The organism is Apilactobacillus ozensis DSM 23829 = JCM 17196 (genome assembly GCF_001435995.1).
GTDB classification, from domain to species: Bacteria; Bacillota; Bacilli; order Lactobacillales; family Lactobacillaceae; genus Apilactobacillus; species Apilactobacillus ozensis.
The window spans coordinates 89,504-103,806 of record NZ_AYYQ01000036.1; the positions used below are offsets into that span (position 1 = coordinate 89,504).

General features: G+C 30.2%; 12 protein-coding genes. 3 read left to right on the top strand and 9 right to left on the bottom strand.

What is annotated here, in order from left to right; translation table 11 throughout:
• Positions 1 to 5: 5 nt before the first annotated feature.
• The 4 genes from aroC to aroE are packed head-to-tail and all read right to left on the bottom strand — an operon-like array spanning position 6 to position 4,279.
• Complete coding sequence (gene aroC, locus FD06_RS07140) at positions 6 to 1,172, bottom strand: chorismate synthase (protein ID WP_054658531.1); 1,167 nt, start codon at positions 1,170 to 1,172, stop codon at positions 6 to 8.
• A gap of 5 nt (positions 1,173 to 1,177) precedes the next feature.
• Entirely contained in the window at positions 1,178 to 2,617 is a 1,440-nt protein-coding gene (locus tag FD06_RS07145) for an MFS transporter (protein ID WP_056967079.1), read from the bottom strand.
• Positions 2,618 to 2,640: 23 nt separating this feature from the next.
• Entirely contained in the window at positions 2,641 to 3,399 is a 759-nt protein-coding gene (aroD, locus tag FD06_RS07150; RefSeq protein ID WP_054658525.1) for a type I 3-dehydroquinate dehydratase, read from the bottom strand.
• The gene (gene aroE, locus FD06_RS07155; RefSeq protein WP_056967155.1) at positions 3,383 to 4,279 is read right to left on the bottom strand and encodes a shikimate dehydrogenase; all 897 of its coding nucleotides are present in this window, start codon (positions 4,277 to 4,279) and stop codon (positions 3,383 to 3,385) included. The genes aroD and aroE overlap by 17 nt, the downstream gene beginning before the upstream one ends.
• 447 nt (positions 4,280 to 4,726) lie before the next feature.
• On the opposite strand from aroE, the gene FD06_RS07160 reads away from it, so the two are divergent.
• Complete coding sequence (locus FD06_RS07160; protein WP_054658523.1) at positions 4,727 to 5,203, top strand: hypothetical protein; 477 nt, start codon at positions 4,727 to 4,729, stop codon at positions 5,201 to 5,203.
• A gap of 157 nt (positions 5,204 to 5,360) precedes the next feature.
• Here the strand turns inward: FD06_RS07160 and FD06_RS07165 are convergent, their stop codons facing one another.
• The 5 genes from FD06_RS07165 to FD06_RS07185 form a co-directional block, all read right to left on the bottom strand.
• Positions 5,361 to 5,717: a hypothetical protein gene (locus tag FD06_RS07165; protein ID WP_056967081.1), complete on the bottom strand. Its 357-nt coding sequence runs from the start codon at positions 5,715 to 5,717 to the stop codon at positions 5,361 to 5,363.
• A gap of 13 nt (positions 5,718 to 5,730) precedes the next feature.
• Positions 5,731 to 6,540, bottom strand: coding sequence for a ParA family protein (locus FD06_RS07170; protein ID WP_056967083.1), 810 nt, complete (start codon positions 6,538 to 6,540; stop codon positions 5,731 to 5,733).
• 243 nt (positions 6,541 to 6,783) lie between these two features.
• Positions 6,784 to 7,050, bottom strand: coding sequence for a GNAT family N-acetyltransferase (locus FD06_RS07175; protein ID WP_054658517.1), 267 nt, complete (start codon positions 7,048 to 7,050; stop codon positions 6,784 to 6,786).
• A gap of 73 nt (positions 7,051 to 7,123) precedes the next feature.
• A complete protein-coding gene (locus FD06_RS07180; protein ID WP_054658515.1) occupies positions 7,124 to 7,462 on the bottom strand; it encodes a DUF5388 domain-containing protein in 339 nt (112 codons plus the stop codon).
• The gene (locus FD06_RS07185; protein ID WP_054658513.1) at positions 7,455 to 8,264 is read right to left on the bottom strand and encodes a ParA family protein; all 810 of its coding nucleotides are present in this window, start codon (positions 8,262 to 8,264) and stop codon (positions 7,455 to 7,457) included. The genes FD06_RS07180 and FD06_RS07185 overlap by 8 nt, the downstream gene beginning before the upstream one ends.
• 668 nt (positions 8,265 to 8,932) lie before the next feature.
• Here FD06_RS07185 and FD06_RS07190 point away from each other — a divergent pair.
• Both FD06_RS07190 and FD06_RS07195 read left to right on the top strand, forming a co-directional pair.
• On the top strand, positions 8,933 to 9,892 hold the full coding sequence (locus FD06_RS07190) for a replication initiator protein A (RefSeq protein ID WP_056967085.1): 960 nt from the start codon (positions 8,933 to 8,935) through the stop codon (positions 9,890 to 9,892).
• 1,001 nt (positions 9,893 to 10,893) lie between these two features.
• Positions 10,894 to 14,265, top strand: coding sequence for a BspA family leucine-rich repeat surface protein (locus FD06_RS07195; RefSeq protein ID WP_056967087.1), 3,372 nt, complete (start codon positions 10,894 to 10,896; stop codon positions 14,263 to 14,265).
• The last annotated feature ends 38 nt before the right edge of the window (positions 14,266 to 14,303 follow it).

Below are 14,303 nucleotides of genomic sequence, written 5' to 3' on the forward strand. Positions count from 1 at the left end.
CTTTTCTAAAATGCTTTAATTTCTGCTCGGTAGTTATCTATCTGTGTTTTTAATCGATTAATATTACTACCATCGAAAGTATCTGTAATTATTTTTGCTAATTCAATAGCGACTACGCTTTCAATCACAATGGATGCCGGTACGATTGCTGTGGTATCAGACCTTTCAACATTAGCCTTCATCGTTTCTTTAGTGTTAATGTCTGTACTTTGTAAGGCTTTGTATAAAGTTGGAATTGGTTTCATGGCAGCTTTAATAATTAAAGGCATTCCATTGGTCATTCCACCTTCAAAACCACCTAAATGGTCAGAGTTACGGCCAAAGCCAGCATTTTGATGCCAATTAATTTCATCCATGACCTTACTGCCAGGATTATTGGCATCTTGAAAACCATCACCAATCTCAACACCCTTCATAGCGTTAACGCCCATTACAGCTGCCGCTAATTTAGCATCTAATTTGGTATCCCAACTAACGTAGCTGCCTAGACCGGCTGGCACATTGTTAGCAACTACGCGAATTACACCACCTAAAGTGTCACCAGCTCGCTTAGTGTCGTCAATTAGTTCATAGATTGCTGACACATTTGATTCATCAAAAATTCTTAAATCATTTTTTTCCACTTTATTAACGATTTCTTGAACATTAACTGAATTTTCCTTATCAGCCTTAATTCCTCCAATCGATTCAACATAGCCCACTAAAGAAATATCTAACTGGGACAACAGCTGTTTACATATATTTCCAATCGCAACACGCATAGCTGTTTCACGAGCTGATGAGCGTTCCAACACATTTCTCAAATCATGGTGTCCGTATTTCATACCGCCCACTAAATCTGCATGTCCTGGACGCGGACGGGTTACTTTACGCAGTGTGTTTTGTGCATTTTCAGGTTCAGTCGGACTCATAATTGACGACCAGTGTGCGTGGTCACGATTTTTAATCGTTAAGGCAATGGGAGAACCTAGTGTTTTTTGATGTCTTACGCCACCAGTAATAATCACTTGATCATGTTCAATTTTTTGACGATTGCCACGACCGTAGCCGCCCTGTCTTTTTGCTAAAGCCCTATTAATTTCATCTATATCAATGTGTAGACCTGCCGGAATGTCAGTTAAAATTCCACTTAATTCGGGTCCATGTGATTCACCTGCAGTTAAAAAATTCATATTATCTACTCCTTGTTCATCGTCTTTAATAGTTCTTGGTATTTCTTAGAATTATCCATGATATTTTGGAAAATATTTTGATTAAAACCTTTAATTTCACTTTTATTCGTCATTTCATTAATTCGTTTTAAGACTACATTTTCTCTACTTTGATCCTTAGTCGCAATATTTTGTTGCTTTTTAGCAGCGTAAACATCTTCTACCACTTTGAAACGTTTTTCCAAAAGTCTAACTATTTTAGAATCAATATTATTAATCTTATTACGTGATTTTTCTAAATCATTATTTTGCGGAACTGTTTCGAAAATAACAATTGCTGAAATTAATCCCACAATCGCCACAATAATATCTCCATTAACAATTTGTGGTGAACCGAATTTTGCCAGCAACCCAGTAATAATCGGTACCGTAAATGAAGCAATACTTCCAAAAATGAAGTATAATCCGGTAAAAATTCCCTTATGCTTTGGGAAAATATTAAGTAAAATATTCAAAGCAATTTGCATAGCTCCACCTGATGCACTAAAGCCAAACAAGAAAGCAAATATCATTGAAACTAAAGTAATACGACTAAATGCAATAGTAGCAATGGATATAGTTGCTAGCATATTCATACCCAATAACCAATGGTTTCGCAAATTGAACTTTTTCATCAATACAAAACTACTAAGCACTCCGGTAATCGATCCAATACTGTATAGTGATAATAAAAAATGTGCTGACCAATCATTAAATCCAATACTGTTAGCAAAAATGGTTATCCACTGGGTAAACCAAATCATAACTGCCATAGAAGTGTACCCGTATACTAATAATGCTGAAGTTGCCATTATCTTACTTTTACCGTTTAAATTCAATTGCGATTTAAGATTGCTATTTGCGTTAACTGATGCATGTGGAAATTTAATGGTCATTAAGTTTAATAAATTAAGTACCAAGATAATAGCTGGAAAAATAAATGATAAGCCAAACCACATTTGATTATCTTTTAGGAAAATAACCATTAATGGTAATATAAATTCTCCAATAGAGATAAAGGCCTTAATCAAGATGTTATTAGAACTGCTTTTCGCGTTAAATTCCGTAAATAATGGGTAGGTGGCTGAATCTAGCGCCGAATTAGATATACCCGCTACAATTGATAGTAAGTAGGCTAAGAAAATTTGATGATTAAAAGGAGTTGCAATGAAGAAAATTAGGTAAGACAACATTCCAATTATTAATGTAGTCTTTCGACCAAATCGATCTGAAATGGCCCCCATGATTAAGTATGCTAATAATCGGCCAATTCCAATTCCCGATAAAACAAATGATGCTGTTGCTAAATTACTATGCCAGTTGGCAGATAGTTCTATTAAATTTTGTGTCAAAATAATTAAGGCAAACCCATGCACTAAGTAATTCATGAATAACCCTATTTTTAAACGACTCTGCATTTTTTCCATACATATCACATCCTAACTATTTACTATTGAATGGTTTTTAAAATGTTCTTTAGATTTTTTACACATATTTGACCAGGTGCTGATTCGTTATGCTGACTTAAGCTACCAAAGGTAAGGACCGAACCGCTAGTGTTACCACTAATGCGACTTGTTTTTCCTAACGCTCCCATAGACATCGTAATTATTGGCTCATCGTAACTATCAGCAATATTTCTTGTAATTGTCATTAGTCTTAAGACGTCTTGGCTATTAGTTGGCATAAATGCTAACTTAAATATGTCTGCACTAACTGCTTGCATGTTAGCAATTTTATTCAAGATAAAATCATTATCCGGAGTTATGCGAAAATCATGTAAGCTACCTAATGCTAATTTTTGATTAGCATGTAATTGCTGAATAACTTTACTAATTAATTTAGTATCATGATTAATTTCTATATCTAAAATATCAAGACTATTATCTTGTGATAGCTTACTCAGCAGTTTTAAGTATTGCTGCTCTGATAAATGATAATTGCCACCCTCGGCAATACTTCTAAAAGTGCATATTAGAGGAATCGATTTAGTTAGTTGACGAATCTTAGATAAGATAGAATGTAAGTATTCATAATTGGGGATGCAACTTAAATAGTCAATTCGCCATTCAACTACGTCTGGTGCTAACTTCATAATTTGATTAACTTGCGATATAATTTGCAGCTTATCTTTGCCAGTTATTGATACAGCAATCTTAGGAATTCCTGAACCTAATAGTGTATTGTTAATTTTAATTGGCTTCGTCATGTGCTTTATCCTTTTCTAAAAGCTGTTGTTTAACAAAATCGATTGGCATATCTTGACCAGTCCATAGTTTAAAGGCTGCTGCCCCTTGTTCAATCATCATGCCTAAACCGTTATATACGTGCTTTACACCAGCTTGCTTAGCAATTTTCATAAGTTTAGTTTCACGAGGCGCATATACTGTATCAAAAACCACCATATCTTTTTTAAACCAAGCCGGATTATTTACTAAACTAACATCTGATAATTTTCCCATGCCTACGCCAGTTGCATCACAGTAAATGTCACATACTTGTAATGAACGTTTGAATTTTTCAGTATCCGATAAATCAAATAATTCAGCGTGACTGTTGGTTTTTTGATTTATAATTTCAACATTTCTTTTTGCATTATCCCAATGCTGATCATGTTGATTAACTATGATAACTTTACTAGCACCATCTAAAGCTGATTGAATTGCAATCGGTGTACCGGCACCACCTGCTCCTGCTACTAAAATAGTTTTATCACTTACTGTATGTCCTTTACTCTTTAAATCATTGATAAATCCAATTCCATCAGTTGTATAACCAGTAAGTACACCATTATCATTAACAACTGTATTAACAGCTTGATTTAGTTCGGACGTAATATCTAATTTATCTAGATATGGAATTATTTTTTGTTTATTTGGCATTGAAACATTAGATCCGCGCATTTCTAAGGTTCTAATAGCTTTTACACCATCCGATAAATGTTCAGCATCAACATCAAAAGCTAAATAAACAAAGTTTAAATTAAGTTTTTGAAACGCTGCATTGTGCATTGTAGGTGACATGGAGTGGCGAATTGGGTATGCCATCAAACCAATTAAAATTGTATGTCCATCAATAAAATTATTCATAAATAAATTCCTTTCTAAAACAAAAAAACCAGCTAGACGATAATCATCTAGCTGGTTAATAATATTTAAGTTCCGCAAAAAAGAACTATCCTACTAATAATCAATTAACTAGATGAATTTCACACCTAGTTAATCAAATCAAAAATGACTTTATTACTTAGATGCGAACGCATGTGTACGCTCGCATCATTAATACGATCGTACTTTACAAGTAATAATAGCCATAATATTGATTTAATTTAATAAATTGATTATTCATAATTAAGTTCTTCCTTTCTCGTTTAAGTTGTTATCATTAAAACATTAATAAAATTAAAAATCAAGACTTTTTCTAATTTTTTTCTAATTTAGCATAAATATCAAATGAAAAAAATTAAAAACTAATGTTTAGAAATTTAACATCCATTATCGTTATAATAAAAATAATCACATTAGGAGGAAATAATCATGATAATGAATTTAGCACAAATGCAATACATTCAAAAAGCTTTAAACTACGTTACTGAAACTTTAGATACTAAATATAAATACGTTCCTGTTTTTAAACTAGATCATCAAATGATGACTGCTGAATTTTTTACAGAAGATGCTAATGGACAACCCGCTGAAATTAATATCGATGAAAATAATCAGTTAAGTGGATTTTATAACACGAATGAAATTTATAAAAATTTAAAATTAGCGATTACGCAAGCTTATTTAGATTTTAATAACACTGAGAATTTCAATCATTCTATTATAGAAAATCCGCGATTATTATTTAAGTGGTTAAGTCAAAAGGCCACCACCATTAAAAATAAGAAACCGATTGATTCCGAATTAATTAATGTTAAATTTTTCGATAATAGTAAGTTATTAGAATTTATGAATGTATCAGAATATGCTGCTTTTGATTTTGTCAGTATACTCAAAGTAATGAAATAGTATACTAAGTAAATTATGTATACATTTAATTTAAAGCAAAAATGGCATGAGATTATTATTCTCATGCCATTTTTACATACATATATAAAGTATATTTAGCATTCTTTGTATACATGTATACAAAATATTCTTAGTATAAATGTATACAAAATTAATTTTATTGGATATTATTCAGCATTTGATAGAACATATCGCGTTGACGGTCTGTTAAATTTTTATTAACGTAGTCGTCCATTAAATCATTTAATATATCGTTAAAAGAAGTATGCACACTACCTTTTTCTTTTGGAAAAAAGAAGTAAAGTAGTTTTAACTTTTCAACAGTTTCATTGCTAACCCGTTGAGTGCTATTAATTGGTTGTTTTTTAGCTGGCTTTGTAACTGAATCATCTCTATTATTTAAAGCATCACTAATACTTCCAAAATCATTATTACCCGAAATATTAACTTGTTTATCCTTAAGGTTAGATTTATGCTTCAAAATTGGTTGTAATTTCTTAGTATCTTCACTCATTAAAATATCCCTCTTAATTTAATTCTTGTTCATGGGCATCTAGTTCAGTTAATACATCATCAAATAAATCATGTGCTCGTTTATCCCATTGGTCTGGTTGGCCAGTGTAAGTAGTATTCAATGTAATGCCTTCAGAATCATATGCTTTCAAACGTTCTTGATGTTTAACAATTGTATGTAAAACATTGTCACCATACATTTCACGTGCATCGTCCAATATTTTTTCGTCGACACGACCACCTGGACGTAGCATACAAGGTAAAATTCCTAAAATATCAATATTAATATCGTAATTATCAATTAAATATTGCATATAGTTAATGTAAGTTTTTGCACCATCTAAACTAAGTTCTTGTGTTTGTAAAATGATAATACAATAATCGGCTGAAACCATGGCATTATCAGAAAAATCACTAATAGTAGGTGGTACATCTAGATATATCGCATCATATTTAGCTTTTAAGGGTTCAATTAGAGTTCTCAAGTAGCTAATTTGTTTAGTGTTATCGTCTGGAAACTTTTTCATTAGAATTTTTGGTAAGTCTTTAAACTGTGTATTGGCAGCAATTAAATCTAAATTAGGTAAAATTGGAGTAATTTGATTTTCCAAGTTACCTTCCAAAAATCCATTTGTAATCGTTTTTTCGATACTTGTTAAATTGCCAGTTTTAGCTAATACACTGGTAGCATTACCCTGTGGATCTAAATCAATAACTAAAGTTTTACGATTTTTTCTAACTGCCGAAATATAAGATAGCATTGTAACTGTTTTAGTCTTACCAACGCCACCTTTAAAGTTTCCAACTACGTAAGTTTTACCCACAAATATCACGCTCCATTTTATTTATAATTATTATGCTAGACTAATTCGTAAAATATATCAAGTGTATACATATTTAAATGTTTGTTTTGTATACATTATTGAAAAAGGGTTAATACAGAATAAAATAGCGAATACAAAATATGCATGGTATATTAAATTTACAAATATACAACGTATACTTGTATACTTAGAATACTAAGTATATAAAAAGATGCCTATTTTTAATTGAAGGCATCTTTCAAATTATACTAATAAAGCATTATATTTATCTGTATGTTCAAAAAATTTCACTGCATAGGAGCACACTGGTTTAATTAATAAATTATGCTGTTGTGCATAACTGATTACCTTTAAAATTAATTTTCTGGCAATTCCTTTACCACGATAATTATTATTAACAAAAGTGTGATTGATGCTTAAAACATTATTGTTAATCTCAAATTTAATTTCAGCAATCAACTCATTATCATTTTGCATATAGAATCGACCTGGTTCATAACTAAAATCCATACAAATCACCCCATACATTATTTATACATACTATAGTACAAAAAAGCCTAGAAAATAAATTCTAGGTTTTTTATTATTTATTTTTCTTACTAACATCACGTGCCTCTAAGGTATTAGCTTGTAAATCTACCGCTTCACGTTCATTTTTAGTAAGACTTTCCATGTAAGCAGCTAGGGCAATTTCAATTGCATCCTTTTGATTTTCTGCTAAACCAGTTAGGGCCATCGCCTGCAGCTTATTCCGAATATGATTATTAATCTTCAAGTTGGTATTAAAAGTAACCGAAGTTACATTTTTATCATTTTTATTACTATCTTTTTTTTCCTTAGTAGATTGTTTTTTATTGAAATCTTCAATACTAGCTTGATTTTTAGGTTTAATATCGCGATTGGATCGAACTAAACTACTCATTTTCCATCACTCCAATTCTCTCAATTAATTCTTTCACCACTTTATCATAAATAGCAAACACGCGACGATCAAACATCGTATTACTAGTAATTCCAGTTAACCCAAATCGTTTGATGCGTTGCATATAGTGAATTTTAGTTGCAAAAATATTACTATCACCAAACTCATCAAAAGCTGCTTGCATCGCTACTTCGTCTACTGGGGCTGAAGCCTGCATCAATACAGCTAAAATTCCAATTACATCTAACCGTGGAGCTTTATATGTATCAATGACTTGAGTTTGAATATATTCAATATATGCTTTAGCACCTTCAAATGAGTGTTCATGGGTTTGCATAATTACTAAACAATAGTCACTAGCATACAAAGCTGAATCAGTAATTAATGAAATAGTAGGGGGCGTATCAATAATTACATAGTCATAGTTACCCTTAATCTTAACTAAAAGATTATTAAAAGCGCGAACTCTTTCATTATAATCGGTATATTTTTCCATATACCTAGGAAATAGCGAAAAGTCTGGAGCTGATGCTAGTAAATCTAAATTGTCTTTAATATTAACTAATGATTGTGACAAGTCTTCATTTTCAATTGAAACCATTAAAGAATTATCAACATGACTAACTTGTCCATCAATATTTGCTTTTGTGTTCAATAAAATATTAGTGGCATTGCCTTGTGGATCTAAATCTGCAATTAAAACTTTTTTATCCATTTTACTTAATTCATACCCAACTAAAGTTGCGTTAGATGTTTTACCCACACCGCCTTTGAAATTACCAAAAGTAATTACTTGCGTCATAAAAATTACCCTCTTTTTTATAAAAATTGCGAATCCTTTTGCCTAATATTATAACAGCTAAAAATTATTTTTTGTAGTGCTGTAGTGCTGGCACTAGGTAGTGCTGTAGTGCTGTAGTTCTATAGTGCTGTAGTGCTGGCACTAGGTAGTGCTGTAGTGCTGTAGTGCTTATGCTTTTATTTTTCATAGTGTTAGAAACGTTGATTTAACAACGTTTAAAATTAAAAAAAGTAGTGCTGTAGTGCTGGCACTAGGTAGTGCTGTAGTGCTGTAGTGCTGGCACTAGGTAGTGCTGTAGTGCTGTAGTGCCGCTTGTCAAAACGTATTGACTTTACCAAAATTAAGTAATAGGATTAATGCATAAACAAAAAAGCGACAAACCATTTTGGCTCATCGCTTTTCAAATTAAATACATAGAAATAGAAAAAGAGCGTTGAATTATAATTACTGGTAATAATCATAATTCAGCTACAAGTACCACAACTACTTGCTCGCCTTACGCTCTTATTATTTACTATTTAGTTATGTTAGCAACAAATGTTACTAACTATTCAACTACCATTATAGTAGATAATGAGAGATTTTTCAATATATTACATAATATTTTGAGGGCAGCAAGTTTAAAACTTGTTGTCCTTTTTCTATCTATAAACAGAGGAGATAGAAATATGAATCAATTTATACAGCTAGACATAAATATTTTAAACAACAATGATCTCAATTCAGATGAAAAAATAACTTTATCACTTATCCTAGATCGTATGAAGTCATCAATAAAACGTCGTAGTTTCTATGATGACCGTAGGGGAGATTACTATGTAGTGTACCCAATTCAAGAGTTAATGGATATTTTAGGGGTTGGAAAAAATACGGTCATTAAAGTTTTGAAGAAACTAGAATATTTAGGACTTATTATTAAACAGCGTGCTTTTAACCAAGCTACGCGAATTTTTATCAGTTCAGCTATGATGGCTAAAAATATTGTTGATGAAGAGATAAAAAAAGCAAGTGTAAATATTAAACCTTCTAAATCCCAAAAAATAAACTTTAATCAAAAAACAAATCATAAAAAACATAATAATACAGTTAATACAGCATCAGTTGCTGAAAGTGAATCCGTAGTGGATAAAGTTAAACAATGGAGTCAAGCAACGCAACAGAAGTTAGGTTTAACTTTTAGTTCAATTCAAGCTATTCAAAAATTCTGTAAGAACAACGTTGAAAAGTGTAAACACGTTGTCCGTTTAATTTTAAATGCACGGAATGCTGTAGCTAAACAGAATCAAATTGCCAAAAGTAATCTAACGCAATTTGAATCTAATCTAAATATCAAACATGGACTAGCTAAACAACTAGAACATATCTTTTCATATGCTCTAAATTTACCTAAAAGCAACTATGCTGGCTACGTAACCAACGCTTTAAAGACTTACTTTACCCAAGCTTTTGGATTAGAAACTACTCAAACCGTAAAACCTAAAATACATCAAGTAAAGTTTAATAATGGTCAAAAACATATTCATGAAGAACTACCCGAATGGGCAAAGGATGACTATGTGTATGTCCCAGATAAACATGTAGACTTGAAGAAACAAGCTAAATTAAAGGCGATGTTGGCAGATTTGTAGGAGTTTAATGGATTTAGTATGTTAAAAAAATTAATTTATATATGCAAATGGATAATAACCGCAATGATTTTTTCCTTAGTGCCAGCCATAACTGATGGATTTTTAGGAGGTAACTATAGCTCACTACAAAATTTTTTGAAAGAGATTTTGATAGTGTATGTGGTTTCAATTGTCATTTGGATAATAATTTTTATTTACTTATACTTTAAAAATTAATTTATAATTGTTGAAAAATCATCATAACTAAACAACCATTAACAATGTTATTGTCGAAACTTTTCTACTTAAATAAATTTTATTGTTAATAAGATTAATAAAGTTTTGATGTCATTATTAATATCATTATTTATTTTTCTAAAAAACAAGTTTGTATTTATTTATAAAAAAAGTGGTTGATTTTATTGCTCTAAGGATGGTATTACATTTGCTGGAATTTAATAATTAATTGTTTATTATACTTATACATAAATGCAATCAGCATGATGCTATTAGTTATTGACTTCTTAGTCTGATATTTTCTAAATAATAATCCATACCAAATTTTAAATGAAATATTTTTTTGATATTCAGAATGTAATTTTTTGAGACTATTTTCTAAGTAAAATAAAATCCAGTCAAAAATAATAATCCAGTAAAACTAACACTTATTTTAGATATAAAAAATCGAATTATAAATTGTTCAAAAAATTTAATTTATACAATTCTTGAAATATATAATCATAATAGATTAAAATATAATACTTTGATTATTTTATTTAAAGTTTTAATAAGTTTGCACTACTCACTATAGTAGATAAAAAATAATCACTTATTATTTATCATTACTCCGTTAATTTAATTACATATTTTTTAAAATTATTTTAAGATTATTATTATTCTTATATGTTTTTTATATAATTTTTTTATAAACATTAAATTTTATTTAACTAAGTATGTACTTATAATTAAATTAAAAGTATCCTTAACCATTTAGTGTTAGAATTTCAATTGAGGTGATATATATGAAATTTAATTCACAAAGATACGAATTGGCTAACAAAAAGGTTTTACATAAAGTAAAAAAACAATGGGTAACCTTTTCAATCGTGGGTTGTTCATTATTAGGTTTTTCTGGAATGATGGCTTTATCCGATAATATCATATCTAAAGCTGATATTACTTCAAACTATTCGGATACTGGTTTGGTTAAAGAATCACAAAATATTAGACCTAAACCTAGTGACAATTTAATTAACAATCCAAGTCAAAAAAATGATTTAAATGGTGTTGATCATGAATCTTCTCAACATGAAAATAAAGAATCACAAAATATGGATATTGAATCCAATGACATCTCTACCAACAATGCAAGTCAAAAAAGTGGTTCAAATAGTTTTAATCAAGAAGTTTATGAAAGTGGAAACAATAAAGAAAACAAACAAATACAAAACACAAAAAGTACTCCTAGTAATGATAAAATGAATAATCAATCTAATAAAGAAAGTTCAGATAATGGAGTTAATCAAAAAACCTATCAGACTAACAGCGATAATAATATTCAAGGATCACAAAAAACAAATAGATCTACTGGCAATATTTTAAGTGACAGTCAATTGCAATCAAACAATAAAAATGTTTTATCTGGTTTTAATAATCAAAAAGCTTCTCAAAAAACAAATAGTAAATTTAATGATTTCAATGTTTCTGGTGATTATTCATTAGATACACAACAAAACACAGGTTTAAAGACTAATCCAGCTAATGTTAACAATTACAATACTTTTGAATCTAAACTACAAATGAATAAAAGTACTTATAGTGTTGATGACAATGGAGTACTTAGAATTAACGAAGGGACATTAGGCAGAGGAGATAATTTATCTTGGAGTAATAAAAAAGATTTTATAAATACTATATCCTTCGATGGTGACGTATATTTAAATAACGATTCTTCATACTTATTTTCTTACCTACCTAAATTACAAAAAATTGTTAATGGCAATAGATTGCATTTTGATAATGCAACAAATGTTACAGGTTTATTTTCGTCTAATAACAATTTAACCTCGTTCGATAACTCTAATTGGAATACAAGTAATGTTAAAAATATGAGTAGTATGTTTAGTGACTGTTATAGTTTAAAAAGTATTGACACATCAAATTGGGATACTTCTAATGTTATATATATGGATCGTATGTTTGCCAATGATAATTCACTAGAAAATATAGACACATCAAATTGGAATACTCAAAATGTTGAGGATATGAGTTGGATGTTTTATAACAGTAGCAATCTAACTAGTCTAGATGTATCAAAGTGGAACACTAGTAATGTTACAAATATGGGGATAATGTTCTACGGTAATGGTAAATTGAAAAACCTAGATGTTTCTTTATGGGATACGAGCAATGTTACAAATATGTACTCAATGTTTAACAGTGATTTGAATCTAAAAAAATTAGATGTATCAAAGTGGAACACTAAAAATGTTAAAGATATGAGTTGGATGTTTTTCAATACAGGGGTATCTGATTTAGATGTATCAAAGTGGAACGTAAGTAATGTAAACAATTTATCAGCAATGTTTTTCAAAAGCAATAAATTAAATACTATAGATGTGTCAAATTGGAGCACAGACAGTGCCACTAACATGAGTTCTATGTTTAGAGATCTAAATCTTAAAAAATTAGATGTATCAAATTGGAATACAAGTAATGTTAATAACATGAGTTCTATGTTTTATAATACAGTAATATCCGATATAGACGTATCAAAATGGGATACTTCGAATGTTAAAGACATGAGCTATATGTTTCAAAATTCGCGTATCTCTATTTTAGATTTATCTAACTTTACTACAAAATATAACACAAACATTAAAAACATGATGTCACAGATACCTAACTTAAAAATTATTATACTTGGTAATAATTTATATAATATAAAAGATTCCGGTTTGAATTCAAACGTATTATGGAGGGCAGTTGGAAATGGAGATATAAGTAATCCAAAGGGAAATATTTTGTATACCTCAAATTCGTTATCAAATTTATATAATCCGTCCATGGCAGATACTTATGTTGCTTCTAATTCAATTGATGTCAATTCAGATAGTCCTAAATTAGCTAATAGTTTAGTAAATCCTGATGACTCAACTGGTCCAAAGTATCCAAGCGGTTTAAGCGAAAGTAATTTAAATATCAAAGCTACTAGAACAATTGAATATGTAGATAATAATGGTAAAACACTAAAATCTCCAGTTGTTCAAACTGTTGAATATAAGCGTAATGCGATAGTCAACTTTAGCGATGTAAACAATCCAACAGTAAGTTATGGATCTTGGATGCCAGCAGACAGTAACATAGATAGTTATCCGGCCGTAACCGATTTACAAATAGATGGCTACGTAACTAATCAAAAAGCAGTGTCGTCAGCTAAACCCTTCAGTAATAGTGAAAACATTACTGTTCAAGTAAAATATATTCCTAATAAAGTAACTGTCGATAATGTTATTAAAGAAGGTACACCTGTAGATTCAAATAATCCAACAGGTCCAAAATATCCAAGCGGCTTAAGCGAAAGCGATTTAAATAGCACGTCCACTAGAACAATTGAATATGTAGACAATAATGGTAAAACACTAAAATCTCCGGTTGTTCAAACTGTTGAATATAAGCGTAATGCAATAGTCGACTTTAGCGATGTAAACAATCCAACAGTAAGTTATGGATCTTGGATGCCAGCAGACGGTAACATAGATAGTTATCCGGCCGTAACTAGTCCTCAAATAGATGGTTATTCATCAAACATAGGAGTAGTTAACTCAAAAGTGTCCAAGTTTGATGATGGCAATCTTAAGATAACGGTTGTCTATACCCCTATTATCAATAGCTTTTATAATGAGCGTATTGACATTTATGCTTACCATTTTAGAGGATACACAAAGCCTAATACTGTTAAGTTTTATGATGATAGTAATTTAGTTCAATTTAATAACAACTTGAATTCTTACAAAAGTGAGAATGGTTCTCCAATGTTCAAAGTATTAGAAAAGGTCCATAACTCCAACGGTTCAACTTCATATAAAGTTCAAATGATTAGTAAGTATACTGGACGTTTAAGTTCTAAGATAGCTTACTTATTATCAGAAGATATTAATAAAGTATTACCGCTTTATTATACTAATGAAAATAGGCCAAATAGGATAAAGGTTATTGGTAGTCTTGTATGTGGATACAAAAATGCTAACTTAACTGGTCGTAAAAACATCTATAACCAAGGTAAAATTTTATATGTAAGTTCAATCGTTAAGGATGGTTTGGTATACCGCCTTCAACTAACTAATGGTGAATATATAACTGCTAATAGACTTTATGTTAGTGAAGTTAAATAAATTTTTTAAGACTTCGTATTTAATATGCGGAGTCTTTT